Source organism: Achromobacter sp. SIMBA_011 (assembly GCF_046535435.1).
Taxonomy (GTDB): domain Bacteria; phylum Pseudomonadota; class Gammaproteobacteria; order Burkholderiales; family Burkholderiaceae_B; genus Achromobacter; species Achromobacter dolens.
In genome coordinates this window covers 1,063,901-1,087,253 of record NZ_JAWRWN010000002.1, presented here as the reverse complement: position 1 = coordinate 1,087,253, position 23,353 = coordinate 1,063,901, and the positions used below count along the sequence as shown (strand labels likewise).

At 70.7% G+C, this 23,353-nt stretch carries 26 protein-coding genes; 12 read left to right on the top strand and 14 right to left on the bottom strand.

The window, feature by feature from the left end:
* Window positions 1-38 precede the first annotated feature (38 nt).
* The 10 genes from hutG to mltG form a co-directional block, all read right to left on the bottom strand.
* Entirely contained in the window at window positions 39-989 is a 951-nt protein-coding gene (gene hutG, locus SB816_RS12125; protein WP_054504447.1) for a formimidoylglutamase, read from the bottom strand.
* Window positions 986-1,768, bottom strand: coding sequence for an amino acid ABC transporter ATP-binding protein (locus tag SB816_RS12120; RefSeq protein WP_047992730.1), 783 nt, complete (start codon window positions 1,766-1,768; stop codon window positions 986-988). Before SB816_RS12120 ends, hutG begins: the two co-directional genes overlap by 4 nt.
* Window positions 1,765-2,433: an amino acid ABC transporter permease gene (locus SB816_RS12115; RefSeq protein ID WP_049074183.1), complete on the bottom strand. Its 669-nt coding sequence runs from the start codon at window positions 2,431-2,433 to the stop codon at window positions 1,765-1,767. The genes SB816_RS12120 and SB816_RS12115 overlap by 4 nt, the downstream gene beginning before the upstream one ends.
* Entirely contained in the window at window positions 2,430-3,173 is a 744-nt protein-coding gene (locus tag SB816_RS12110) for a transporter substrate-binding domain-containing protein (protein ID WP_116793408.1), read from the bottom strand. The genes SB816_RS12115 and SB816_RS12110 overlap by 4 nt, the downstream gene beginning before the upstream one ends.
* A 118-nt stretch (window positions 3,174-3,291) precedes the next feature.
* Window positions 3,292-4,029, bottom strand: a complete 738-nt coding sequence (locus SB816_RS12105; RefSeq protein ID WP_410547044.1) for an IclR family transcriptional regulator — start codon at window positions 4,027-4,029, stop codon at window positions 3,292-3,294.
* Window positions 4,030-4,293: 264 nt separating this feature from the next.
* Window positions 4,294-5,226: an ankyrin repeat domain-containing protein gene (locus tag SB816_RS12100; RefSeq protein WP_395756567.1), complete on the bottom strand. Its 933-nt coding sequence runs from the start codon at window positions 5,224-5,226 to the stop codon at window positions 4,294-4,296.
* 40 nt (window positions 5,227-5,266) lie between these two features.
* Window positions 5,267-6,037 (bottom strand): TatD family hydrolase, encoded by a 771-nt coding sequence (locus tag SB816_RS12095; RefSeq protein ID WP_410547043.1) that lies wholly within the window; start codon window positions 6,035-6,037, stop codon window positions 5,267-5,269.
* A 76-nt stretch (window positions 6,038-6,113) separates the two neighbouring features.
* Window positions 6,114-7,163: a DNA polymerase III subunit delta' gene (holB, locus tag SB816_RS12090; RefSeq protein ID WP_054504443.1), complete on the bottom strand. Its 1,050-nt coding sequence runs from the start codon at window positions 7,161-7,163 to the stop codon at window positions 6,114-6,116.
* Window positions 7,160-7,783: a dTMP kinase gene (gene tmk / locus SB816_RS12085; protein WP_054504442.1), complete on the bottom strand. Its 624-nt coding sequence runs from the start codon at window positions 7,781-7,783 to the stop codon at window positions 7,160-7,162. The genes holB and tmk overlap by 4 nt, the downstream gene beginning before the upstream one ends.
* The gene (mltG, locus tag SB816_RS12080) at window positions 7,780-8,910 is read right to left on the bottom strand and encodes an endolytic transglycosylase MltG (RefSeq protein ID WP_395756570.1); all 1,131 of its coding nucleotides are present in this window, start codon (window positions 8,908-8,910) and stop codon (window positions 7,780-7,782) included. Before mltG ends, tmk begins: the two co-directional genes overlap by 4 nt.
* 157 nt (window positions 8,911-9,067) lie before the next feature.
* Between mltG and SB816_RS12075 the strand changes: the two genes are divergently transcribed.
* Entirely contained in the window at window positions 9,068-10,066 is a 999-nt protein-coding gene (locus tag SB816_RS12075) for a YgfZ/GcvT domain-containing protein (RefSeq protein ID WP_116793403.1), read from the top strand.
* Here the strand turns inward: SB816_RS12075 and SB816_RS12070 are convergent.
* A complete protein-coding gene (locus SB816_RS12070) occupies window positions 10,056-10,340 on the bottom strand; it encodes a hypothetical protein (protein WP_144658011.1) in 285 nt (94 codons plus the stop codon). The genes SB816_RS12075 and SB816_RS12070 overlap by 11 nt on opposite strands.
* Before the next feature lie 106 nt (window positions 10,341-10,446).
* Between SB816_RS12070 and SB816_RS12065 the strand changes: the two genes are divergently transcribed.
* Window positions 10,447-11,277 (top strand): AraC family transcriptional regulator, encoded by an 831-nt coding sequence (locus SB816_RS12065; RefSeq protein WP_410547042.1) that lies wholly within the window; start codon window positions 10,447-10,449, stop codon window positions 11,275-11,277.
* A gap of 41 nt (window positions 11,278-11,318) precedes the next feature.
* Here the strand turns inward: SB816_RS12065 and SB816_RS12060 are convergent, their stop codons facing one another.
* Entirely contained in the window at window positions 11,319-12,836 is a 1,518-nt protein-coding gene (locus SB816_RS12060; RefSeq protein ID WP_336235402.1) for an NYN domain-containing protein, read from the bottom strand.
* 107 nt (window positions 12,837-12,943) lie between these two features.
* Between SB816_RS12060 and SB816_RS12055 the strand changes: the two genes are divergently transcribed.
* The 10 genes from SB816_RS12055 (at window position 12,944) to SB816_RS12010 (ending at window position 21,219) form a co-directional block, all read left to right on the top strand.
* Window positions 12,944-13,540 (top strand): GNAT family N-acetyltransferase, encoded by a 597-nt coding sequence (locus SB816_RS12055; protein ID WP_116792345.1) that lies wholly within the window; start codon window positions 12,944-12,946, stop codon window positions 13,538-13,540.
* A 278-nt stretch (window positions 13,541-13,818) separates the two neighbouring features.
* Window positions 13,819-14,682: a motility protein A gene (locus tag SB816_RS12050; RefSeq protein ID WP_054504437.1), complete on the top strand. Its 864-nt coding sequence runs from the start codon at window positions 13,819-13,821 to the stop codon at window positions 14,680-14,682.
* A complete protein-coding gene (locus tag SB816_RS12045) occupies window positions 14,679-15,809 on the top strand; it encodes an OmpA family protein (RefSeq protein ID WP_269875567.1) in 1,131 nt (376 codons plus the stop codon). Before SB816_RS12050 ends, SB816_RS12045 begins: the two co-directional genes overlap by 4 nt.
* Window positions 15,810-15,936: 127 nt before the next feature.
* Window positions 15,937-16,290 (top strand): YciI family protein, encoded by a 354-nt coding sequence (locus SB816_RS12040; RefSeq protein WP_054504435.1) that lies wholly within the window; start codon window positions 15,937-15,939, stop codon window positions 16,288-16,290.
* Window positions 16,291-16,449: 159 nt separating this feature from the next.
* Entirely contained in the window at window positions 16,450-16,863 is a 414-nt protein-coding gene (locus tag SB816_RS12035; protein ID WP_054504434.1) for a YciI family protein, read from the top strand.
* 42 nt (window positions 16,864-16,905) lie between these two features.
* Window positions 16,906-17,313, top strand: a complete 408-nt coding sequence (locus SB816_RS12030) for a VOC family protein (protein WP_054504433.1) — start codon at window positions 16,906-16,908, stop codon at window positions 17,311-17,313.
* A complete protein-coding gene (locus SB816_RS12025; RefSeq protein ID WP_054504432.1) occupies window positions 17,310-18,602 on the top strand; it encodes an RNA polymerase sigma factor in 1,293 nt (430 codons plus the stop codon). Before SB816_RS12030 ends, SB816_RS12025 begins: the two co-directional genes overlap by 4 nt.
* 105 nt (window positions 18,603-18,707) lie before the next feature.
* A complete protein-coding gene (locus tag SB816_RS12020) occupies window positions 18,708-19,580 on the top strand; it encodes an AraC family transcriptional regulator (RefSeq protein ID WP_175166932.1) in 873 nt (290 codons plus the stop codon).
* 128 nt (window positions 19,581-19,708) lie between these two features.
* On the top strand, window positions 19,709-20,662 hold the full coding sequence (locus SB816_RS12015) for a DMT family transporter (RefSeq protein WP_410547041.1): 954 nt from the start codon (window positions 19,709-19,711) through the stop codon (window positions 20,660-20,662).
* Window positions 20,663-20,835: 173 nt separating this feature from the next.
* Window positions 20,836-21,219, top strand: a complete 384-nt coding sequence (locus SB816_RS12010; RefSeq protein WP_054504456.1) for a c-type cytochrome — start codon at window positions 20,836-20,838, stop codon at window positions 21,217-21,219.
* Between the two features lie 68 nt (window positions 21,220-21,287).
* Here the strand turns inward: SB816_RS12010 and SB816_RS12005 are convergent, their stop codons facing one another.
* Together SB816_RS12005 and SB816_RS12000 are read right to left on the bottom strand one after the other, a co-directional pair.
* The gene (locus SB816_RS12005) at window positions 21,288-21,956 is read right to left on the bottom strand and encodes an HAD family hydrolase (RefSeq protein ID WP_175143774.1); all 669 of its coding nucleotides are present in this window, start codon (window positions 21,954-21,956) and stop codon (window positions 21,288-21,290) included.
* An 84-nt stretch (window positions 21,957-22,040) separates the two neighbouring features.
* On the bottom strand, window positions 22,041-23,249 hold the full coding sequence (locus tag SB816_RS12000; RefSeq protein WP_410547040.1) for a CynX/NimT family MFS transporter: 1,209 nt from the start codon (window positions 23,247-23,249) through the stop codon (window positions 22,041-22,043).
* Between the last annotated feature and the right edge of the window lie 104 nt (window positions 23,250-23,353).

Below are 23,353 nucleotides of genomic sequence, written 5' to 3'. Positions count from 1 at the left end.
GGCCATGACGGCGGGCCGGAAGTCCGCCGCGGACCGTGTCAGGCGGACAGCAGTTGCCAGGCCAGGCGCGCCGCCGCGCGGGCGCCATGGCCGTCGATGTCGAAGCGCGGGCTGTACTCGGCCATGTCGGCCAGGCGCAGCTTGCCGCTGGCCTTGACGCGCAGCACGATCTCCTCGATCACCGCCATCGGCACGCCATAGGGCGCCGGCGCCGACACGCCCGGCATCACCGCCGCCGGCAGCACGTCCAGGTCGATGGTCAGGTAGACGTGGCGGGCCCGCGCCAGCAAGGCGTCGACGTTCGCCAGGCGGGCCGCCAGATGGCGTTCCTGCATGTCGCGGTCCTCGACCCACACCGCGCCCACTTCGGCCGCCCGCGCGTACAGCGCCGGCGTATTGGCCAGCCGCGACACGCCCAGGCAGGCGTATTGCAGCGCCAGCCCCTGCGCCTCGCAGTAATGCGCGATCTGGTCGAACGGCGTGCCGGAACTGCCCGGCCGGCCGGTGCGCAGATCGAAATGCGCGTCCAAGTTCAGCACCAGCACCGGGCCCTCATCGCCCCGGTCCGCCAGCCAGCGCGCCAGGCCCTGGAAGCTGCCCCAGGCGATCTCGTGGCCGCCGCCCAGCACCACCGGGCGCGCGCCCTGGCGCAACAGGTCGGCCACCGCCAGGCCCAGGCGCTCCTGCGCGTCCTCCAACTGGTCGCCCTCGCAGGCCACGTCGCCCGCGTCCAGCAGGCGCGTCAGGCCATGCGCCGGCAGGCCGGCCATGTACTTGCGGATGCCGGCCGGGCCGGCGGCCGCGCCTACGCGCCCCTGGTTGCGGGCCACCCCCGCATCGCAGGCGAATCCCAGCAGCACCGGCTCGCCCGCCACCGGCGCCTGGCCCGCGGCCGGCTCGACGATGTGCGCCAGGCGGCGCGTGTCGCCGCGCTCGGCGCTGTCGTCGCGCGCGGTCCACAGGCTCCGGTCGAGTTGCGCCGCCGTCATGCCGCCCCCTGCCCCGTGCTCAGCACGGCCTGCAGGAACTCGCGGGTGCGGGCCTCGCGCGGCTGGCTGAAGATGACCTCGGGCGCGCCCGATTCCAGGATCACGCCGCCGTCCATCACCGCGACCACGTCGGCCACGTCGCGGGCAAAGCCCATTTCGTGGGTCACGACCATCATGGTCATGCCTTCGCGCGCCAGCAGCTTCATGACCTGCAGCACTTCGCCCACCAGTTCCGGATCCAGCGCCGAGGTCGGTTCATCGAACAGCATGACCTTGGGCTGCATGGCCAGCGCGCGGGCGATCGCCACGCGCTGCTTCTGGCCGCCCGACAGGCTGGCCGGCATGGCCGACATCTTCTGCGCCAGGCCGACCTTGCGCAACAGGTCTTCGGCCAGCGCGTTGGCCTCGTCACGCCCCATGCCGCGCAGCGTGCGCGGCCCGACGGTGACGTTGTCCAGCACCGACAGGTGCGGGAACAGGTTGAAGCCCTGGAACACCATGCCGACCTGCATGCGCAGTCGGTTCAGCGCCGCCTCGGGCAACTGTTCGCCCTCGTTCTGCAGCATCTGGCCGCAGATCTCGACGGTGCCGCCCTGGGCCACTTCCAGCCCGTTGCAGCAACGCAGCAAGGTGCTTTTGCCCGAACCGCTGGGGCCGATCACCACCACCACCTGCGACGGCAACACATCGAAGTCGATGCCGCGCAGCACGGCGTGGTCGCCGTAGGATTTCTGCAGGCCGCGGATGCGGATCATTTCTTTCGGATTCGCGGCGTTCATTGCACCATCCCCCCCGCGCGCAGGCGTTGCTCGATCCTGCGCAGTATCAACATGGCGGCCGTGGTCAGGACCAGATAGATCAGCGCCACCACCAGATAGGTTTCCAGCGACCGGTACGACACGCTGATGATCTTCTGCCCTTCGTGCATCAGGTCATGGATGGTCAGCAGCGACACCAGCGCCGAATTCTTGATCAGCGCGATGAACTCGTTGCCCAGCGGCGGGATCATGCGCACCACCGCCTGCGGCAGGATGATGATGCGCATGGCCTGGCCCGACGACATGCCCAGAGAGCGGGCCGCCTCGGTCTGGCCGCGGTCGACCGACTGGATCGCGCCGCGCACGATTTCCGACACGTAGGCGCCGGAATACATGCCCAGCCCCAGCACGCCGCAGGCGAACGCCGGCAGCGTCACGCCGAACTGCGGCAGGCCGAAGAACCAGATGAACAACTGCACCAGCAGCGGCGTGCCGCGAAAGAACAGCAGGTAGACGCTGCACAGGTTGTAGATGATGCTGCGCTGCGGGTTGAGCCGGCCGACGCCGACCAGCAGGCCGATGACACAGCCCAGCAGCAAGGCGCCGGCGGTCACCTCGATGGTGACCACCGCGCCGCGCAGCAGGGCGTCGAAGTCGGCGAAGACGGGAGCAAAATCCAGGTTCATTTCGCGGGCGCCTCGAACCACTTGTTGACGATGGCCTGGTAGCTGCCATCGGCCTTGATCTTCCGCAGCGCCTCATTCAGGCCGCGCGTCAGTTCCGGCTTGTTCTTGGGCACGGCGATGCCGTAGTCCTCGGTGGTGACCTGGTCGGCCAGCACGGTCAGGTCGGTGGTGCTCTGGGCGAACAGCTTGGCGGCCGGCTTGCCGGTCACGGCGGCATCGGCGCGGCCGATCTGCACCAGGTTGAACATCTCCTGGTTCTTCTCGACCTCGACGCGCTGCACCGACGGATAGTGTTCCTTCAGGTAGTTGACCGACTTGGTGCCGACCTGCACCGACACCTTGCGGCCGTCCAGGTCCTTCAGGGTCTTGACCGGGCCATCCTTCTTGGTCAGCACGACCAGGCCGCCGGCGTAGTACGGGTCGGTGAAATCCACCACCTTGCTGCGCTCGGGCGTGATGTAGATGGCGGACACGGCGATGTCGGCGCGGCCGGCCTGCAGGGCGGGAATCAGGCCCTTGAAGTCGATGTCGATCCATTCGACCTTCTTGCCCATGGCGGCGGCCAGGGCCTCGACCAGTTCGATGTCAAAGCCGGTGCGCTTGCCGTCCTTGACGAACTCCATGGGCGGGAAGGTGGCGTCGGTCACGGCGCGGATGGTTTCCTGAGCGTGGGCGGTGCCCATGCTCCAGGCCAGGCCCAGGGTCAGGGCGGCGGTCAGCAGGGTGCGGCGAGTGGTCATGGCAAATCCTGATAGGAGAAAGTGGATACGGATACGGCGATCGGTACGGCGTGGGGTATGGCGTCTAGAGAGGCGGCAGGAATATCGGGGACAACATGGAATCCGGAAACGGGCGGCGTCAGTGCGCCTGCAGCCTGCCCGAGATGCGGCGGGCGGCCGCGACGGTCAGGTCGATGAAGGCCTGCGGCCGCTGGGCGGCGCGGGTGGACGGGGCCATCAGCGTGATGGAGGCAACCGCCTGGTTGGCGCGCTGGAAGATCGGCACGCTCACGCCCCAGACGCCGGCGTCGACTTCGCTGTCGGTCACGGCGTAGCCCTGGGCGCGGATGGCTTCGAGTTCGTCGGCCAGCCGCGCCGGATCCACGCCCGACTCCCGGGCCAGGATGACCAGCGCGGCCTGCAGGCGCGGCGCCGGCATGAAGGCCAGCAGCGACTTGGCCGAGGCGCCGCGCGCCAGCGGCAGGCCGCGGCCCTTGGTAAAGGAGCAGCGCAGCGGATGCTGGCTCTCGACCATGTCCAGGCAAACGGCCTGGTCCTTGACCGCCACCAGCAGGCCGATGGTCTCGCCCGACGCGGCCGCCAGCGCCGCCATGTCCGGCTGCGCCTCGTGGATCAGGAACGACGACTGGTCAAAGCCCCAGGCCAGTTGCACGCACAGCGGACCGGGGCCGTACTCGCCCTCGTGCTCGGCGACGAAGCCCCAGCGCTTGAGCAGCGCCACCTGGCGGTAGAGCGTGCTCTGCGCCAGGCCGGTCTTCTCAGCCAGCGCGGCAATGCTCAGCGGGCCATCGTGCCGGGCCAGCGTGGCCAACACGTAAAGCACCCGGTCCGCGCCCGGTCCTACCGACTGATCCATCAACAAGCACTCCTGGTGGTGATGGCAGCGAGATTATCAATTTATGGTGGTAACGATGGAAATTTTTCCCACTGATTGAGAAATTACAGGGAAAACCCCGAAACACCCGATCACGAATCAGCCCTCCCCGGACCGCCGAAGCCTTGCCTGGCCGCCGCCCCTCGGCGCCGGCACACCCGAGCCGCGCCGCGGGTCCGCCGGCGACCGGCAATAAAAAAACCCGCCAGAAGGCGGGTTTTGGAACCAGCGGGGCGCGGCCCGCGGTCAGGGCGTCGCGGGCTTGTCGTAGTTGTTCAGGCGCACCCCGGACACGCCGCCCACATTGGGCGCGTTGGCGGGCTTGGCGGGCGCGGCCGGCTGGGCCAGCGGCGGCGGCGCGTCCAGCGGCGCGGGCTGGACGGCGGGCGGCGCCGCCGCCGTATCGGCCGGAGCCACGCCGGTCGCCGCCTCGACGGCCTCGGCCGGATCGGTTTCCGGCTCCGCCGGGCCGCTGGCGCGGCGGGCGCGCTTGGCCGCCTCCTGCTGGGCGATCAGCGTTTGCAGCTCGGCGGCCAGGCTGGTCGATTTGCCGGTGCGGGCCCAGTCCGCGGCATTCTGGTCCTTGGTATCGCGGGTGGTGACGTCGGCGCCCGCCTTCAGCAGCAGCTCGACCATCGCCTTGTTGCCCGACAACGCCGCCATCATCAACGGGGTTTCGCCGTTGGGGGCCGGCGCGTTCACCATCGCCTTGCGTTCCAGCAGCAGGCTGGCCATGGCCAACTGGCCCTTGGAGGCCGCATAGTGCAGCGGCGTCCAGCCCAGCCGGTTGACCTGGGCGCCGCGCGCCATCAGCGCCCGCGCCCGCTCGGTCTGGCCGGCGATGGCCAGGTACATCAGCGGCGTCTCGCCGGCCGGGTTCTCGGCATTGACGTCCGTGCGCGGGTTGGCCGCCAGCACGTCGAACACCTTCCAGGCCCCGTCGACCACCGCCCGCATCAGGGCCGGCTGGCCATTGCGGTAGCGCACGTTGGGGTCGGCGCCCTGCGCCAGCAGATCCTTGATTTCATCCGGATAGTCGTTGGCGACGTAGACCCACCAGTCCGACGGATTGGCGGCCTGGGCCAGCGCCGGCGTCGAAACGGCGACGCACAGCGCCAGCAGCGCGCTGCGGCAGTGTGAAACGAGGCGGTGACGGGAGAACGCAGCGCTGGCAGCCATGGGTAATCCTGATAAATTACTTTAAATAATTGACGTTAGATTATTTCTTTATCTTATTGAAAAGATTAAAGAAATTTTCCGTTGAAGCTCGTGCCACCTCGGCCACGCTGATGCCCTTCAGGTCCGCGATCTTCTCGGCCACGTGGATCACCTTGGATGGGTCGTTGAGCTTGCCCCGGTACGGCACCGGCGCCAGGTACGGCGAATCGGTCTCGATCAGCAGGCGGTCCAGCGGCACCTTGGCGGCCACCTCGTGCACCACATGCGCGTTCTTGAACGTCACGATGCCGGACAGCGAGATGTGGAAATTCTGGTCGAGCGCGGCCTGGGCCACTTCCCAGGTCTCGGTGAAACAGTGCATCACCCCGCCGACCTCGGCGGCGCGCTCCTCGCGCAGCATCCGCACCGTGTCCTCGGCCGACGAGCGCGTGTGCACGATCAGCGGCAGGCCGGTGTCGCGGGCGGCGCGGATATGACGGCGGAAACGCTCGCGCTGCCAGTCCAGCGGCTCGAACAGGCGGTAGTAGTCCAGTCCGGTCTCGCCGATGGCCACCACCTTCGGGTGGGCCGCCAGGCGCGCCAGCTCCTCGGGCTCGGGGTCGGGCGTGTCCTCGTAGTCGGGGTGCACGCCGACCGAGGCCCACAGGTTCGGCTGCGGCTCGACCAGCGACATCAGGCCCGGCCATTCAGGCATGTTGACGCTGACGACCAGCGCGTGGGTCACCTGGTTGGCGGCCATCCGCTCAAGGATGGCGGGCAGGTCGGCCGCCAGCTCGGGGAAATTCAAATGGCAGTGGGAATCGACGTACATGAGACGGGGATGAGGAAAGGCGCGGCGTCCGGACGACGACCCGGACTGGCCGGATCCGCCGCCGCGCCGCGGCAGGTTACGCCTGGCAGGATAGCACCACGCGCTGCAAGGTCGCGTGGGCGAAAAGCTTGGCATTCAAGGGATGCGTGGCCAGCGCCCGCTGGCGCGTCAGCCAGCGCGCGGCCTCGGCCGCGCGCGCCGTGTTCATGCGCGCGGCGACCTCGGCCACGGCGGCGGCCAGCGCCGGGAAATAACGCACCGGCGCGCCGGCGGCGGCCAGCATCAGGTCGGTATAGAGGCGCTGCAGCGCGTCGATCCACTCGAGCGGCGGGGCCTTTTCCAGGGTTTCGGCCAGGGTGCCGACGTCGGGCGTCTGGCCCTTGGCCAGCGGGCCCACCAATTGGGACAGCCACGGCGGGCAGGCGGTCTCGGCATTCTGCGCCAGGCGCAACGCGGCCAGCGGCGCGCCGCCGGCCGCGGCCAGCCATTCGCGCGCCGGCTCGACATTCTGGTCGCGCAGCCATTGCAAGGCGGTATCGGCATCGGGCGCCGGCAGCGGCAGGCGGCGGCAGCGCGACACCAGCGTCGGCAGCAGCCGGTCGGGCGCGTCGGCCACCAGGAGGAACACGGTATGCGGCGGCGGTTCTTCCAGCACCTTGAGCAAGGCGTTGGACGACACCACGTTCAGCGTGTGCGCGGGGTACAGCAGGGCCACGCGCCAGCCGCCGCGGTGAGTGGCGGTGTTGAACCAGGATTCCAGCGAACGGATCTGGTCGATGCGGATTTCCTTGGACGGCGCTTTCTTGGCCGCGCCCGTGGCCGGCTCGGCCTCTTCCGCGCCCTCGGCGGCGTCGGCGCCCTCCTCGACCGCCACGGCCTCGGGCCGGATGCGGCGCAGGTCGGGATGGTTGCCGCTGGCGAACCAGGCACAGGCGGCGCAATGGCCGCAGGCCAGGCCGTCCTGCGGCGTCTCGCACAGCAGGCTGGCGGCGGCGGCATTGGCGAAATCCAGCTTGCCGATGCCGGCCAGGCCGTGCACCAGCCAGGCGTGGGCGAAGCGCTCGCGGTTGCCGAGCCAGGCCCGCGCCGTCTCCATCTGCCAGGGCAGGAACTGGGGCGCGCTCATGGCCGGGCCGCCACCAGTTGGCGCAGGCCGGCTTCCAGCTCGGCGCGGATCTCGGGAATCGCGCGGGTCGAATCGATCACGTGGATACGGTCGGGCTCGGCCGCGGCGCGCGCCTGGTAGGCCGCGCGCGTGCGTTCGAAGAAGGCGGCGCCTTCGCGTTCGAAGCGGTCGGGCTCGCGGGCGTCGGCCAGGCGCGCGCGCGCCACCGCCAGCGGCACGTCGAACAGCCAGGTGCGGTCTGGACGGCCGGCCTGCATCCAGGTTTCCAGCGCGGCCACGCGCGCCGCCCCCAGGCCGCGGCCGCCGCCCTGGTAGGCGTAGGTGGCGTCGGTGTAGCGGTCGCAGACCACCCAGGCGCCGCGCGCCAGGGCCGGCTCGATCACCTGGTGCAGGTGCTCGCAACGGGCGGCGAACATCAGCAGGGTTTCGGTATCCAGGCCCATCGGGTCGGTCAGCACCAGGGCCCGCAGCTTTTCGCCCAGCGGCGTGCCGCCGGGCTCGCGAGTGGAGACGACCTCCAGGCCCTGGCCGCGCAGGAACTCGGCGATCCACTCGGTATGCGTGCTCTTGCCGGCCCCGTCGACTCCCTCCAGCGTAATGAAGCGTCCGCGTGAGGTCATTGTTCTTGTCCTTGTGCTGGCGCCGGATCGTCGCCCGGCGTGGAAGTGGCTGCCGTCTCGGGCGTCGGCGCGGCGGCGGGCGCGGCGGGCCTGCCCGCAGGCGCCGGGCGGGGCGCCGGCGTCTGGCCCAGGATATAGCGGGAAACGTTGCGGTTGTGCTCGGACAGGTTCACCGAGAACTCGCTGGTGCCATTGCCCCGCGAGACGAAAAACAGGAACTTGTGCTGCTCAGGCTGCACCGCGGCCAGGAGCGCCGCGCGGCCGGCCGCGGCGATCGGCGTGGGCGGCAGGCCCGGGCGCGTGTAGGTGTTCCAGGGCGTGTCGGTCTGCAGGTCGCGCTTGCGGATGCGGCCCTGGTAGGCGTCGCCCATGCCGTAGATGACGGTGGGGTCGGTCTGCAGCAGCATGCCGATCTTCAGGCGGTTGGCAAACACGCCCGCGACCCGGCGGCGATCCGGGCCATGGCCGGTTTCCTTTTCGATGATGGACGCCAGCACCAGCGCTTCATACGGCGTGGACAGCGGCAGGTCGGGCTGGCGCTTGGCCCAGGTGTCGTCGAGGATGCGCTGGCCTTCCTGGTACGCGCGGCGCAGCAGGTCATAGTCGGTGCTGCCCGGCGTGAAGATGTAGGTGTCGGGGAAGAACATGCCCTCCGGATGCTTGATGTCCGAGCCCAGGCGTTCCATCAGGGCCTCGTCGCTGATGTCCCCCAGCGTCTGCTTGACGTCGGGATTCTCGCGCAACGCCTGGCGGATCTGGCGGAAGGTCCAGCCCTCCAGGAAGGTGATCTGGCGCTGGGTCATGTCGCCGCGCGCCATGCGTTGCAGCAGCAGCCAGGGCGTGTCGCCGTTGATGGCCTGGTAGCCGCCGGCCTTGATCAGCTTGTCCTGTTCGGTCAGGCGCGCCATCCAGACGAAACCCGGCTCCCAGACCGGCACGCCGGCTGCGTTCAGCGCGCGCGCGACGGTGCGCGGGCTGCTGCCCGGGTCCACCACGAAATCGATCCTGTCGGCCGACAGGGGAATGGGTCGATGCATCCAATGCCAGGCCGCGCCGACGGTCGCGGCGACGGCCAGCACGATGAGCACGAATGACCACAGGACGTAAAAACGGAGTCGCTTCTTCATAAGTCTGGGAAGTTTAATGGATCGCGCGGACCTGTCGGAGCAAAACGAGGGCCGGAGCGCGTCACGCGCCCCTTTGCCCTGCGCGGGCATCGGCCTGCGGCGATGAGAACACGGCTATCATCAAGCCTTTGATGACGAGTCACGGGCCCACGCAGCCATGCATGCTTTCCATTCTTCGATCCCGGCGCGCGCCGAAGGTTGCGCGCAATTGGCGCCGTTGGACGATTTCGCCGTTTTCAGCGCCAGCGGCGCCGATGCGCTGACCTTCCTGCACGGTCAGTTGACCCAGGACGTCACCGGACTGCCCGCCGACGCCGCCCGCCTGGCCGGCTATTGCACAGCCAAGGGCCGCCTGCTGGCGACCCTGGTGATGTGGCGCGGCGCCGCCCCGGCCGAAGATGCCCCGCAACTGTACGCCCTGGTGCGCCAGGACCTGGCCGCGGCGCTGATCAAGCGCCTGTCCATGTTCGTGCTGCGCGCCAAGGTCAAGCTGGCTCCCGCCGCGCTGCACGTGGCCGGCGTGCAGGCCGACCCGGCGCAACTGCCCGCCCTGGAAGCCGCCGCCGGCGCCCTGCCGCGCACGCCCTGGCAACGCGCCGAGCTGCCTTCCGGCACCTGGATCGCCGCGCCCTCGGCCGGCGCCGTGGCGCGCTGGTGGTGGATCGCGTCCGACGAGCAACTGGCCGCGGCCGCGCCGCTGGCCGCCGTGCTCGGGCAGGTCCCGGCCGCGCAATGGCACGCGGCCGACCTGGCCGCCGGCATTCCCTGGATCACCACGGCGACCCAGGACGTCTTCATTCCGCAGACCGTCAACCTGGACCTGATCCAGGGCGTCAGCTTCACCAAGGGCTGTTATCCGGGCCAGGAAGTGGTGGCGCGCAGCCACTACCGCGGCACCGTCAAGCGCCGCATGGCGTTCGGCACCATCGCCGATGCCGGCGTGGCCGATGCCGGGCTGGCCGGCCAGGACGTGTTCGACGCCACCCAGCCGGGCGAGCCGACCGGCCGCATCGTCGACGCGGCCCGCGGTGACGCCGGCGTGTCGGTGCTGTTCGAGACCACGCTGGCCGCGCTGCCCGAGGGCGACCTGCGGCTGGGCGCGGCCGACGGTCCGCGCATCGCCGCCGCGCCGCTGCCCTATTCCATCACGCCGTAACCTCGCCGCCGGCGGACGCGGCCCCGGCCGCGTCCAGCCAGCGCCGCAGCGCCGGATCGCGCACCTCCAGCACCTCGAACAACCCCAGTGCGCGCAGCGCCGGCAGGGCCTCCCGCATGTCGCGGGCGGCGACCTCGCGCGCGGCCGGCGCCGCCTCGGCATCGCACCACACCCGCGCGTTCAGCAGAAAGGCGCCGACCGTGCCCTTGCGCACGGTCACGCCCCCGAATTGGGCGGCGTCGCGGTCGTCCGGCAATAGGTCCTGTGCTTGCATCATGTTCTCCTGTTGATGAGCAGAGACTCACGATAGTCGCCCTCGCGCGGCAAATCTGCGGTAATTTTGACTATCAATACCGCATTTGTGCCAATCCGGAGCCTCCTTGTCCACGCGCCGCCCCTGCCCGCCCCCCGCACCCGCCGAGGCCGCGCCGCCCCTGATCGCCCCCGACCTGGCCGCCGCGCCCGATGGGCCGCCCCTGCTGGCCGTGCGGCGCCAGGACGCGGCGCTGCGCCACACCGCCACGCACCGGCATGCGCGCGGCCAGTTGTTCGGCGCCTATCGCGGGCTGCTGACGGTGGTGGCGGGCGACCGCCAATGGGTCGCGCCGCCCGCGCACGCGATCTGGATTCCGCCCGACTGCCCGCACGGGCTGCGTTCGCATGGCCCGTACGCGGGCTACAGCGTCTACCTCAGCCCCGCGGCCTGCGCCGACCTGCCGGCGGCGCCCTGCGCCCTGCGGGCGTCGGCGCTGCTGCTGGCGGCGGTCGAGCGCGCCGCCGGCTGGCCGGATGCGGCCTGGGACGCTGTCCGTATCCGCATCGCCGACGTGGTGCGCGACGAGATCCGCACCCTGCCGCGCGCCGGCGATGGCCTGACGCTGCCGCGCGACCCGCGGCTGCAGCGCCTGGCGCTGGCGCTGTCGGACGCGCCGGCCGATACCCGGCCGCTGGCCGCCTGGGCCGGCACGATCGGCATGGCGCCGCGCACGCTGGCGCGCCGCTTCCTGGCCGAGACCGGCCTGTCGCTGGGGGCGTGGCGTCAGCGCGCCCGATTGATGCGGGCGCAGGAAATATTGGCGGCCGGCCGGGGCGTGACGGCCGCCGCGCTGGAATCGGGCTATGACAACGTCAGCGCCTTCATCGCGATGTTCAAGCGGGAATACGGCGTCACGCCCGGCCGCTACGACGGCCGGGGTCCGGTGGGAGATTGAACGGCCGGCGGCATGGCGCCGGCCCGTGCCCACGCGCCGGTTTACTCGGCGTCGGCGGCCTTGCGCGGACGGCGTGCGCGCGTGGCGGTCTTGCGCGCCGGCTTGGCCGGCGCGGCGTCGGCCGTGGCGCCATCGGCGGCCGCATTGCCCGGGGTTCCGGCGTCGGGGGCCGGCGTGTCCCGCGGCGCGGCCTTGGCGCGGGCGGGCGCCTCGGCGGCGCCGTCCGCGTGACTGGCTTGCGGCGCCGGCGTCTTGGCCGCCCGCGCGGTCTTGGCCGCGCCACGACCGCTGCGCGCGCCGCGCCGGCTCTTCGGTTCGGCCGGCGCCTCGGTGGAGGACGGATGGTCGTCCGTGACGGACAGCGCGGCCGGCTCCGGGGCCGGCGCGGGGGCCAGGACGGGCGCCGCTTGCGGCGCCACCGATGCGGTCTCGACCGCGGCCGGCTGGCCGGGTCGCGGCCAGGCCTCGCGATCCTCTCGCTCTACCGGTTCGCCCCCCTCCCGGTCCGCGGGCGCGCCCTGGCGGCCAGACGCCTGGCCCGCGCCCGGGCGGCCACCCCGCCCGCCCGACGCATTCTTGCGGCCTCCGCGCGCGCCGCGCGCGGGTTTGGCATCGGTTTCGTCGGCCTGAGAACCCGGGGCCACGGCCGCATCGGCCGCGCCCTCGGGCGTCTCGACCGCCGCCGCCATGGCGCGCAGCGCCGGCTTGCCGCCGCTCCTGGCAGGCGTGCCGCCCGCGCTGTCGCGGTACACGTAGGTGCCCGATTTCTCCTCGCGCCCGACGTCCAGGAAGCCGCGCGACTGCGCCTCGTCCAGCAGGTTGCCGAAGGCGCGGAAACCGTAATAGGACTCGTTGAAATCGGGCCGGCGGCGCTTGAGGGCGTCCTTCAGGGCCGAGGCCCAGATCTTGCCGCTGTCGCCGCGCTCGGCCATCAGCGCCTCGAAAGTCTCGACCACCATGTCCACGGCCTGCGTCTTGCGGGCTTCCAGTTCTTCCTTGCGGCGGCGCTCCTCGTCGGGCGAGCGGCGCTGTCCGGCGTTGCCGCCGCCACGGTTGTCGCGGCGGGCGTCGGCGGCGCGCTGGCCTTCGCGGGCCAGGTCGTCATAGAAGATGAATTCGTCGCAATTGGCGATCAGGAGGTCCGAGGTGGATTGCTTGACCCCCACCCCGATCACCTTCTTGTTGTTCTCGCGCAGCTTGGACACCAGCGGCGAGAAGTCGGAATCGCCGCTGATGATGACGAAGGTATTGACGTGCGACTTGGTGTAGCAGAAGTCCAGCGCGTCCACCACCAGCCGGATGTCGGCCGAGTTCTTGCCCGACTGGCGCACGTGCGGGATTTCGATCAGCTCGAAATTGGCCTCGTGCATCGGCGCCTTGAATTCCTTGTAGCGCTCCCAGTCGCAATAGGCCTTCTTGACCACGATGCTGCCCTTGAGCAGCAGGCGCTCCAGCACCGGGCGGATGTCGAACTTCTGGTACTTGGTGTCGCGCACGCCAAGCGCCACGTTCTCGAAGTCGCAAAAAAGCGCCATGCTGACGTTTTCGTTGGCATTCATAAGTGTTTCTCCGTTGCGGCGGTCATCCCGGCCGCCTGGCCGGGGCGATTGGCCGCGATTTGCCGCCCATGATATACATTTCCGTCCGCCCCCTTTCCGCGACCGCGATGCCTGACGACCTTCTCCATCCCCCGTTGAGCACCGAACGCCTGCTGCTGCAACCGTTGTCGCTGGACGACGCGCCCGCCATCCAGCGCATCTTCCCGCAGTGGGACGTGGTGCGCTACCTGGCCGAACAGGTGCCCTGGCCCTACCCCGAGGACGGCGCGCGCACCTATGTGGAACAGGTGGCGCTGCCGGCCATGCGGCGTGGCGCGCAGTGGCATTGGTCGCTGCGCCCGCGCGCCGAGCCTGGCCGCCTGATCGGGCTGATCAGCCTGATGCGCGACGATCCGGGCAACCACCGCGGTTTCTGGCTCGACCCGGACTATCGCGGCCAGGGTTTCATGACCGAGGCGAGCGAGGCGGTCACGGCCTTCTGGTTCGAGGTGTTGGACGAGCCAGTGCTGCGCGCGCCCAAGGCGGCGGCCAACGACGGCTCGCGCCGCCTGTCCGAGCGCACCGGCATGCGGCTGGTGGCCACCGAGGAACGCGGTTTCGTTTCGGGACGGCAGATGGCCGAGATCTGGGAGATCACGCGCGACGAATGGCGGGCGCGGCGCCTGTCGACCGCGCCGGGCCGCGCGGACGGCAGCCCGGCCTGAGCGCAGCCGGAGGCCGCCGGATCTCGCGGCGTTCTTGCCGACGCACCAGGAAGAAGCGACGCCTCCCCCCATCCTGGCCCGGCTTGAACCCGTGATCGCGAAATAAATCCGACCCTATTTATTCCGCCAGCGGCCGCGCCCCGGCGCCGGTTCAAGCCGGCGCTTACCGCCCCTTTCGCCCCGTTTTCCGACGGATTGGCCGGCTGCTTGCGTGGCTAGAATTTGCCACCATCCCGCATTCCGTGCACGGGATGCTCCCTCGCAATCGGGCAAGATCCATGAATCCGTCTACCGTCATCGGCGCCGTTGTCGGCCTGCTCACCCTGGTCATCGTCATCGCGCTGGCCGCCACCAACCCCGGCATGTACTTCAACCTGCCGGGACTGGCCATCGTGCTGGGCGGCACCTGCGCCGCGCTGTTCATCGCCTATCCGCTGTCCGAAGTGATGCGGGTCTTCAAGCTGGTCGGCACGGTGTTCCGCCACGACCAGCACGACCAGCAGCGCGACATCGAGGAACTGGTCAACATGGCGCAATTGTGGATGAACACCGACGTCCACAAGGTCGAACAGGAACTCAAGAAGGTCACCAATCCGTTCCTGCGCACCGGCGTGCAACTGATCATCGACAACACCCCCGAAGACCAGATCATCGAACTGCTGCAATGGCGCGTGGCGCGGCTCAAGGCCCGTGAAATGGCCGAGGCGCAGATGTTCCGCGTCATGGCCACGTTCGCGCCGGCCTTCGGCATGCTGGGCACGCTGGTCGGCCTGATCAACCTGATGGCGGTGCTGGGCGACGGCAGCATGACCACCATCGGCCAGCAGTTGGCCATCGGCCTGATGACCACCTTCTACGGCATCCTGCTGGCCAACCTGGTGTGCAAGCCGATCGCGGTCAAGCTCGAGCGCCGCACCGCGCGCCGCGTCGAGTCCATGAACATGGTGCTGCAGGGCATCTCGATGATGTGCGAGAAGCGCGGACCGGCCGTGGTGCGCGAGACCCTGAACTCGTTCGTCATGCACGTCGAGGACGAAATCTACGACGGCGGCGCCTCCGCCGCGCGCGGCAAGACCGAGGGCCAGGTGCCCTCCGCCGCCAAGCCCGTGTCCATCACCCGCCCCGCCGCCGCGCGCCAATGAGCCTGATTTCCCCCTCCCTGGCGCAGCGGATCGAGCAGGCCCGCCAGGCCCAGTTGCGCGCGCAGAAGGCGGCGGCCAACAGCGGCTGGCGCCCCAGCAAGAGCGACCGCAAGGACCGCTACGCCCGCTGGCACGTCGATGAAACGGTTGAAAGCGACGCCGAGAACTGGCTGCTCAGCTACCTGGACCTGATCACGCTGCTGCTGGCCATGCTGGTGGTGATGCTGGCCGTGTCGCGCCTGCATGGCGACTTCCCCGAATCCGGCGAGAAGCAGGTCGACATCGTCGGCAGCCTGGCGGCCAAGGGTCTGCCGGCCTACGACGGCGAATACGCCGAATTCGACACGCCCGCGATCCCGGCCAGTTGGGGCGAGCCGGCGGCGCCCGCCGCCACGGCCACCGCCGCCGAAGCCGACGCCACGCCCGACGGCGGCGAGGTGGTTGCGCAGGCCGCCCCGCCCCTGAAGGCCCCGTCCAAGGAGTCGCTGGGCCTGGGCGACCTGGGCAAGTCGGTCGACGTCATCATCAACGAGCAATCGGTCAGCTTCCGCATCAGCAACGAGCTGCTGTTCCCGTCGGGCCAGGCCACGCTCAGTCCGTCGGGCCTGGACGTGATCAAGCGCCTGGCCGCGATCCTGAACAAGAACGAGTACCAGGTGTCGGTCGAAGGCCACAGCGACCCGGTGCCGATCCAGACCCGCCAGTTCGCCTCCAACTGGGAACTGTCCAGCAGCCGCGCCACCAGCGTGCTGCGCGAACTGGTGCGCGACGGCGTGGCCGGCAGCCGCCTGCGCGCCGTGGGCTACGCCGAAACGCGTCCGATCGAGTCCAACGACACGCCGGCCGGCCGCGCCGCCAACCGCCGGGTCGAACTCATCATGGACATCACCGCCCCCGCCAAGCCGGCCCGGGCCGACGCCAAGGGCGCCGACGGCAAGCCGGCGGCCGCCGCCGCGAACGGCAACGCCAAGCCCACGGATGCCAAGACCGCCGACGCCAAGCCGGCCGCGGCCGCGCCGGCGCCCGTGGCCGCCCGCCCCGAAGCCGCTTCCGCCGTCTCCCCGCTGGAAGCCGCGCCGCCCTCGACCCTGACGCCAACCGAGGCCATGGCCGCCACCCAGTCCTGATCGCTCCCGATCCCAACCGGCCCCGGCCGGTTTTTTTTCGCGCCGCGGCGGGGCCGGGCCAGGCCAAACGGCGGTAATCTGGCGGCTGCCGGCCCCGCGCCCGGACCGGCGCCAACAGGAATCCGCCATGCCGTACATGCTGCTCATCGTCGAACCCATCGGCCAGCGCGCCGAGCGCACGCCCGAACAGGGGCGCGACGCCTACGCGCAGATGCTGCGCTACGCCGAAGGCCTGCAGGCGCGCGGCCTGCTGGCGCGCGCCGAATCCCTCAAGTCCGACCAGGAAGGCGTGCGCCTGCGGGTACGCGACGGCCAGCGCACGCTGGTCGACGGCCCGTTCGCGGAGGCCAAGGAAATGATCGGCGGCTTCTTCCTGCTCAATTGCGACGATCGCGAACAGGCGCTGGCGCTGGCCGCCGAATGCCCGGCGGCGCAGTGGGCCACGGTCGAGGTGCGCGAACTCGGGCCCTGTTTCATGTAGCGCCGGGTCATCGCCGCGGGCGATGACGAGGACGGACCCGGATAGGTGTTTACCCTGATTCGCCCAATTCCCTGTCGATTCTCGCGCGTCCCATGCGTCGTGCCAGTACCGACCCTGCCGCGCCGTGCGGCCGGGCCCATCGATACCAGGAGATTCCCGATGCGATTCATGATCATCGTCCGCGCCAACGCCGACAGCGAATCCGGCAGGCTGCCCGAAGCCAGCCTGCTCGACGCCATGGCGACCTACCATGAAGGCCTGGCCAAGGCCGGCGTGCTGCTCGACGCCAGCGGCCTGCAGCCGTCGTCCAAGGGCTGGCGGGTGCACTACGACGCGCAGGGCCAGCGCAAGGTCATCGACGGCCCGTTCGCCGACACCAAGGAACTGATCGCCGGCTACACCGTGATCCAGGCCCGCTCGCGCGAAGAAGCCCTGCAATGGACGCTGCGCTTCCCCGATCCCTTCCCCGGCCAGCCCTGCGAAATCGAGGTGCGGCAGATGTATGAGCTGGAAGACTTCGGCCCCGGCCAGGAAATCGATCGCTTCCGCGACCTGCCCGGCAACGGCCAGTGAACCGCTCCATCCCTGTCAACGACGCCCGCCGCGAGACCCATCATGCACAAGCAGATCTTCGTCAACCTTCCCATCGCCGACATGGCGAAATCGCAGGCCTTCTTCAGGAGCCTGGGGTTCAGCTTCAATCCGCAATTCACCAATGACCAGGGCGCCTGCATGGTCGTCAGCGACAACATCTATGTCATGCTGCTGGTGAAGGATTTCTTCCAGGGTTTCACCAACAAGCCCGTCGTCGACGCCAAGGGCGGCACCGAAGCCCTGATCGCGCTGTCCTGCGAAAGCCGCGCCGAGGTCGACGACCTGGTCGCGCGCGCCAAGGCGGCCGGCGGCACGGCGCCGCGCCCGCCGCAGGACCACGGGTTCATGTACGGACACGGCTTCGATGACCTGGATGGCCACATCTGGGAAGTGTTCTACATGGAACCCGGCGCGACGCCGCAGGCATGACCGCCCCGGCCGGATCGGCGGCGACCCACCGCGCCATCGAGGCCGTCTGGCGCATCGAGGCCGCCAGCGTCATCGCCGGCGTCGCGCGCCTGGTGCGCGATGTCGGCCTGGCCGAGGAACTGGCCCAGGACGCGCTGGTGGCCGCGCTGGAGCGCTGGCCGGCCACCGGCGTGCCGGACAACCCGGGAGCCTGGCTCATGACCACCGCCAAGAACCGCGCTCGCGACCGCTTGCGGCTGGACGCCATCCACCGCCGCAAGCACGAGCAGATCGGCCACGAACTGGAGGCGCTGCAGGCCGACGTCGAACCCGATTTCGTCGAGGCGCTGGACGCCGCGCGCCAGGACGACATCGGCGACGACCTGCTGCGCCTGGTGTTCACCGCCTGCCATCCGCTGCTCTCGACCGAGGCGCGCGTGGCGCTGACGCTCAGGCTGCTGGGCGGGCTGTCCACCGCCGAGATCGCGCGCGCCTTCCTGGCCTCGGAGTCCACCATCGCCCAGCGCATCGTGCGGGCCAAGCGCAGCCTGTCGGCGGCGCGCGTGCCTTTCGAAGTGCCCGGGCCGCGGGAACGGACGCAGCGGCTGGCCTCGGTGCTGGAAGTGATCTACCTCATCTTCAACGAAGGCTACGCCGCCACCTCGGGCGAGGACTGGATGCGGCCGGCGCTGTGCGACGAAGCGCTGCGGCTGGGCCGCATCCTGGCCGAATTGACGCCCGGCGACAGCGAGGTGCATGGGCTGGTGGCGCTGATGGAACTGCAGGCCTCGCGGCTGCCTGCCCGCAGCGACGCCCAGGGCCGGCCCGTGCTGCTGCTGGAGCAGGACCGCGGCCGCTGGGACACCCTGCTGATCCGCCGCGGCCTGGCCGCGCTGGAACGCGCCGAAAGCCTGGGCGGGGCCAGCGGGCCGTATGCGCTGCAGGCAGGGCTGGCGGCCTGCCACGCGCGTGCGCGCCGGCCGGAAGAGACCGACTGGCCGCGCATCGTGGCGCTGTACGACGCGCTGGCGCAGGCCATGCCGTCGCCGGTGGTGGAACTGAACCGCGCCGTCGCCGTGGGGATGGCCTTCGGCCCGCAGGCCGGGCTGGACCTGGCCGACGAACTGGCGCGCGATCCGGCGCTGGCCAACTACCACTGGCTGCCCAGCGTGCGCGGCGACCTGCTGGCCAGGCTCGGGCGCCACGCCGAGGCGCGCACGGAATTCGAACGCGCCGCCGCCATGACGCGCAACGCGCGTGAGCGCGAGATGCTGCTGGCCCGGGCGCGGGGGCAGCCGGCGGCGGACTGAGCGCCGCCGCGCCCCTCCCCCATCCCGGCGGCCGCGCGCCGCGCCCGCCTGGCAGCCTTCCCACGCCACCGGACACGCCGGCGCCGGACGTGCTTAAATCCCGCCATGGCTTCCCTCCTGCCCGCCGCCTCCGACGCGCGCCCCGAGCCGCCGCTCGCGGGGGTGCCGCAGGCCTTCGACCATCCCAACGACCGCGCCGAATTCCGCCGCCCGGCGCACCGCCCCGGCATCGAGCTGTACCGCGCCCACATCATTCGCCACGCCTTCGAGCCGCACACCCACGAGGCCTATGGCCTGGGCGCCATCGAAACCGGCGTGGAACGCTTCCGCTACCGCGGCGCCGAACATCTGGCGCCGCCCGGCTCGGTGGTGCTGATGAACCCGGACGAACTGCACACCGGCCGCGCCGAGACCGCGGGCGGCTGGCGCTATCGCATGGCCTATATCGACCCGGACGTGGTCGCCGAAGTGGCCGGCGAGGCCGGCTGGTGGTTCGATTGCGCGGTGGGCCATGACGCCGCCAGCGCGCAGCGCGTCACCGCCCTGCTCGACGCCCTGTGGGGGGCGCGCGAACCCCTGGCGTTCGATAGCGCGCTGCACGCGTTGCTGGCCGAGTTCCGGCGCCATGCGCGCGTGCCGGCGCCGCCGCGGCCCGAAGGCGCGCCGCGCTTCGCGCCGGTCATCGACTATCTGCGCGCCAATCTGGCGCGCCGCCTGACGCTGGAGGAGCTGGCCGCCGTGGCTGGCCTCAGTCCATTCCACTTCCTGCGCAGCTTCCAGGCCCAGTACCACGCCACGCCGCAGCAGACGCTGATGGCGCTGCGCCTGTTCGAGGCCAAGCGGCTGCTGGCCGCCGGCGAGCCGCCCGCCCAGGCCGCGCTGGCCGCCGGCCTGACCGACCAGGCCCACCTGACCCGCGCCTTCACCCGCCGCTACGGCGTCACGCCCGCCCGCTACCAGAGGCAGGTGCGCGCCTGAGCCGCCCGGCGCCGGGCCGCCCACCGGCTGCCGCGCCGGGTTCGCGGCCCGCAGCAATCTGGTACAAGACCGGCCGCGCCAGCCGCCGCTAGACTGCCCCGTCTATCAAATACCCGTTGGGAATCTTCATGTGGGCTGGAACCTTGTACGCGCTGGCGGCCGGATTGATGTGGGGGCTGGTGTTCGTCGGCCCGTTGCTGCTGCCGGAATACCCCGCCGCCCTGCAATCGGTGGCGCGCTATCTGGCTTTCGGCCTGATCGCCATCCCGCTGGCCTGGCTCGACCGCAAGGCGCTGCGCCAGCTCAGCCGCGCCGACTGGATCGAGGCCCTGAAGCTGGCCGCCATCGGCAACCTGCTGTACTACCTGTGCCTGGCCAGCGCCATCCAGCGCGCCGGCGGCCCGGTGCCCACCATGATCATCGGCACGCTGCCGGTGGTGATCGCCATCTGCGCCAACCTGCGCAACGCGCGCCGCGACGGCCGCCTGCCCTGGAAGCGGCTGGCGCCCCCGCTGGCGCTGATCGCGCTGGGCATCGCCTGCGTCAACCAGGTCGAATTGCAGGCGCTGCGCCAGGAGGCCGACGCCGACCTGTCGCGCTACGCCATCGGCGCCGTGCTGGCGCTGTGCGCGGTGGCGTGCTGGACCTGGTATCCGCTGCGCAACGCCGATTGGCTGCGCGACCATCCGGGCCGCAGTCCGCGCACCTGGGCCACCGCCCAGGGCGTGGCCACCCTGCCGCTCGCGCTGGCCGGCTACGGCCTGCTGTGGGGCGGCATGGCCGCCACCGGCAGCGGTTTCGACATGCCGCTGGGGCCGCGCCCGCAGGTGTTCCTCGGCCTGATGATCATCATCGGCCTGTTCGCCTCGTGGCTGGGCACGCTGTGCTGGAACGAAGCCAGCCAGCGCCTGCCGACCGCGCTGGCCGGGCAGTTGATCGTGTTCGAGACGCTGGCGGCGCTGGCCTACGCCTTCATCCTGCGCGGCAGCATGCCGCAGCCGTTGACGCTGGCCGGCATCGCCCTGCTGGTGATCGGCGTGCTCAGCGCGGTGCGGGTCAAGCCCGAGCCGCTGCCCGCTTAGACGGCGTCGGCGCTCAAGCGCGCGACGGCAAGCGGACAAGGCCGCCAGGCCCTAGAATGCGAGGCGCTTTTTTTCGCGCGATCCAGGACCTGGATGCCATCACCCGGTTCGGGACCATGGCCTGGCGCCACCAGGTCGGCCGAGCGTGACGCCGATCGATACCACACGCCTTCATGAAAACAACAACGATTGCCCTGGCCGCGCTGGGATTTTCCGCGCTGGTTCAAACTTCGCCTTCCCATGCCGAGAACATCAACGGCAGGAATCTGTTCCAGCAACGCTGCGCCATGTGCCATGGCGCGGACATCAAGGGTACCGGGCCGCTGGCCAGGAAAAGCAACCCGCCCACCCCGGATCTGACCACCGCCGCATTCAGGAAGCGGCTGATCGACTATCCGGGCGTCATCGTGTCCTCGGTGATCCTGCGTCCCAACGGCGACCTGATTCCCAGGACCTTGCGCGAAAACGGCGTGAAGGTGCCGCCGCACGCCTGGACGGTCAAGGATTTCCGCGACCTGAACGAATACATGACCGGCGTGATAGCCAAGAGCCGCTGACGCATGGCCCGCCGCCATCGCCGACGCGCGCCGGTGGCAATGCCATGGCGGCGCGCGCGCGACCGCGGCTAGATGATCTCCGACAGCCGCCGCAGGTCGTCGATGACCTCGAACGCGCCTTCGTCCAGCAGGCGCTTGCGCTGGTCCGGCCCGTTGTGCGAAGCGCCGATGTAGCCCACCGCGCGCATGCGCGCGGCGCGGGCGGCGCGCACGCCGGGCACGCTGTCCTCGACCACCACGCACTCCAGGATCGCGGTGCGCATCTGCCGCGCGGCGAACAGGAACACGTCCGGCGCCGGCTTGCCATGCGCCACCTGCGCGGTGCTGAATACGTTGGGCGCGAATTCCTCCCACAGCCCGACCAGCTTGAGCGCCGCCTCCAGCTTGGGCGGCGTGCTGCTGGAGGCCACGCAATACGCCATGCCGCGCTGGCGCAGGGCGGCCAGGGTCTCGCGCACCCCGGGCAAGGCGCGCAGCTCCTGGCGGAAGGTGTCCTGCAGCCGATCTGCGTACTGGCGCGCAAAATCCGCCGGCAAGGCGCGCGCGTTCTCGTCCTGCAGGGTCTGCCACATATCGGCGTCGGGAATGCCGGCGAATCGCCGCGCCGCTTCCTGCGGCGTGATGGCGATGCCGTGTTCGGCCAGCGCGCGCGACTGGGCGCGGGCCGCGATGATTTCGCTATCGATCAGGACGCCATCGCAATCGAAGATGACCAGGCGCGGGGCGGGCGTAGGCATGGGGACTCCAGCGGGAACAATGCCCCATGATAGGCCGTTCACATGACAGCCGCCGCATCGGCGCGCCGCGGCCGGATCCCGCGCCTACAAGCGGGCGCCGTGCAGCCGCCGCAGGCGCCAGGCGATGGCCACGCCGCCCAGCGCCGCCGCCGCCACCACCAGCGAGGCCTGCGCCCAGCCATAGCGGTCGATCACCCCGCCCACCGTCACCGGCCCGATCACCTGCCCCAGGTTGCTGCCCATCATCACCAGGCCGACCGTGGCCGCCGTCAGCGCGGGCCGAGGCGCCACCCGCGGCGCGGTGCCCAGCAGCGTCGCCGGGATCAGGCCGCCCACGGCCGAGAACAGCACGCACAGCAGGAAGGTCGGCATCGCCGGGAACACCGAGCGGAAAATCAGCAGCGCCACCCCGCCCATCGCCACGCTGGCGCAGGCGATCAGGGTCGAGCGCCGCCAGCCGCGTGACAACAGCACGCCGGCGCCCAGGTTGCCGATGATGTTGGCGGCGCTGGCGGCCGCGCTGTACAGCCCGGCGGTGGCCAGCGGCAGGCCGAGCTTGTCCATCAGCAGCACCGGCAGGAAGGTGAACAGCGCGAAGAACATCAGGCTGTAGAGCGTGAACGAAGCCGCCAGCAGCATCGGGCCGGCCGCGCCCAGCGTATCGGTTGTGTCCTGCCGCAGCCCGCGCCAGGACAGGCCGGCGCCGGCGGGCGTGGGCGGCGCCAGCGCGGCGACGCAGGCCAGCGCGATCACGGCGGCCGCGCCGGCGCACCACCAGTAGGCGTGCCAGTCGCCGAAGGCCTGCGAGGCCAGCATCGCGATCGCCATGCCCGCCGGCATGTAGCAGCTCCACAGCGCGAAAGCCAGGTCGCGGCTGGCGGGCAGCACCAGGCGCTGCAAGGCCGCCGGCCCGGCCACCGTGATCAGCAGGAACCCCAGGCCCTCGACCACGCGCGAGGTCAGCAGCGCGCCATAACCTGGCGCCAGCGCGCCCGCCGCCGTGCCCGCCGCGACCGTCGCCAGGCCTGACAGCAGCATGCGGCGCGCGCCGAAACGCGCGATCACGCCGCCCGCCGCGATGCCGCCCAGCACGCCCAGGATCGAGAACACCGCCGTCAGCGTGCCGATCGACGCCAGGTCCAGCCCCAGGTCGCGCCGCAGCAAGGGCGCCGCGATGATCACCTTGCCGACCTGCAACGACGCCACCACGCCGGCGCCCACGATCGCCAGCACCGCCCCCCAACGGGTCGCCGCCGGCTGGCCGGCCCGCGCCGCGCCTTCCACCTTGTCCATCCCTGCCTCTCCTCGCTTGCAATGCCGCCAGCATGCCGGCCGGAACCGATTCTGATAAGTGATAATCTTTTGATGGAACCGATCTCGAAAATAGATCAGGACGC

Bases quoted from the DNA above. Each gene is read 5' to 3' on its own strand.
- SB816_RS12115 (WP_049074183.1), bottom strand. From the start codon at position 2,433: ATGAACCTGGATTTTGCTCCCGTCTTCGCCGACTTCGACGCCCTGCTG.
- SB816_RS12075 (WP_116793403.1), top strand. From the start codon at position 9,068: ATGCATGCTTTCCATTCTTCGATCCCGGCGCGCGCCGAAGGTTGCGCG.
- SB816_RS12105 (WP_410547044.1), bottom strand. From the start codon at position 4,029: ATGGATCAGTCGGTAGGACCGGGCGCGGACCGGGTGCTTTACGTGTTG.
- SB816_RS12010 (WP_054504456.1), top strand. From the start codon at position 20,836: ATGAAAACAACAACGATTGCCCTGGCCGCGCTGGGATTTTCCGCGCTG.
- SB816_RS12045 (WP_269875567.1), top strand. From the start codon at position 14,679: ATGAGCCTGATTTCCCCCTCCCTGGCGCAGCGGATCGAGCAGGCCCGC.
- SB816_RS12095 (WP_410547043.1), bottom strand. From the start codon at position 6,037: ATGTACGTCGATTCCCACTGCCATTTGAATTTCCCCGAGCTGGCGGCC.
- SB816_RS12035 (WP_054504434.1), top strand. From the start codon at position 16,450: ATGCGATTCATGATCATCGTCCGCGCCAACGCCGACAGCGAATCCGGC.
- SB816_RS12005 (WP_175143774.1), bottom strand. From the start codon at position 21,956: ATGCCTACGCCCGCCCCGCGCCTGGTCATCTTCGATTGCGATGGCGTC.
- SB816_RS12060 (WP_336235402.1), bottom strand. From the start codon at position 12,836: ATGAATGCCAACGAAAACGTCAGCATGGCGCTTTTTTGCGACTTCGAG.
- SB816_RS12025 (WP_054504432.1), top strand. From the start codon at position 17,310: ATGACCGCCCCGGCCGGATCGGCGGCGACCCACCGCGCCATCGAGGCC.
- SB816_RS12070 (WP_144658011.1), bottom strand. From the start codon at position 10,340: ATGCAAGCACAGGACCTATTGCCGGACGACCGCGACGCCGCCCAATTC.
- SB816_RS12030 (WP_054504433.1), top strand. From the start codon at position 16,906: ATGCACAAGCAGATCTTCGTCAACCTTCCCATCGCCGACATGGCGAAA.
- SB816_RS12050 (WP_054504437.1), top strand. From the start codon at position 13,819: ATGAATCCGTCTACCGTCATCGGCGCCGTTGTCGGCCTGCTCACCCTG.
- SB816_RS12000 (WP_410547040.1), bottom strand. From the start codon at position 23,249: ATGGACAAGGTGGAAGGCGCGGCGCGGGCCGGCCAGCCGGCGGCGACC.
- mltG (WP_395756570.1), bottom strand. From the start codon at position 8,910: ATGAAGAAGCGACTCCGTTTTTACGTCCTGTGGTCATTCGTGCTCATC.
- SB816_RS12020 (WP_175166932.1), top strand. From the start codon at position 18,708: ATGGCTTCCCTCCTGCCCGCCGCCTCCGACGCGCGCCCCGAGCCGCCG.
- SB816_RS12055 (WP_116792345.1), top strand. From the start codon at position 12,944: ATGCCTGACGACCTTCTCCATCCCCCGTTGAGCACCGAACGCCTGCTG.
- SB816_RS12120 (WP_047992730.1), bottom strand. From the start codon at position 1,768: ATGAACGCCGCGAATCCGAAAGAAATGATCCGCATCCGCGGCCTGCAG.
- tmk (WP_054504442.1), bottom strand. From the start codon at position 7,783: ATGACCTCACGCGGACGCTTCATTACGCTGGAGGGAGTCGACGGGGCC.
- SB816_RS12110 (WP_116793408.1), bottom strand. From the start codon at position 3,173: ATGACCACTCGCCGCACCCTGCTGACCGCCGCCCTGACCCTGGGCCTG.
- SB816_RS12040 (WP_054504435.1), top strand. From the start codon at position 15,937: ATGCCGTACATGCTGCTCATCGTCGAACCCATCGGCCAGCGCGCCGAG.
- holB (WP_054504443.1), bottom strand. From the start codon at position 7,163: ATGAGCGCGCCCCAGTTCCTGCCCTGGCAGATGGAGACGGCGCGGGCC.
- hutG (WP_054504447.1), bottom strand. From the start codon at position 989: ATGACGGCGGCGCAACTCGACCGGAGCCTGTGGACCGCGCGCGACGAC.
- SB816_RS12015 (WP_410547041.1), top strand. From the start codon at position 19,709: ATGTGGGCTGGAACCTTGTACGCGCTGGCGGCCGGATTGATGTGGGGG.
- SB816_RS12100 (WP_395756567.1), bottom strand. From the start codon at position 5,226: ATGGCTGCCAGCGCTGCGTTCTCCCGTCACCGCCTCGTTTCACACTGC.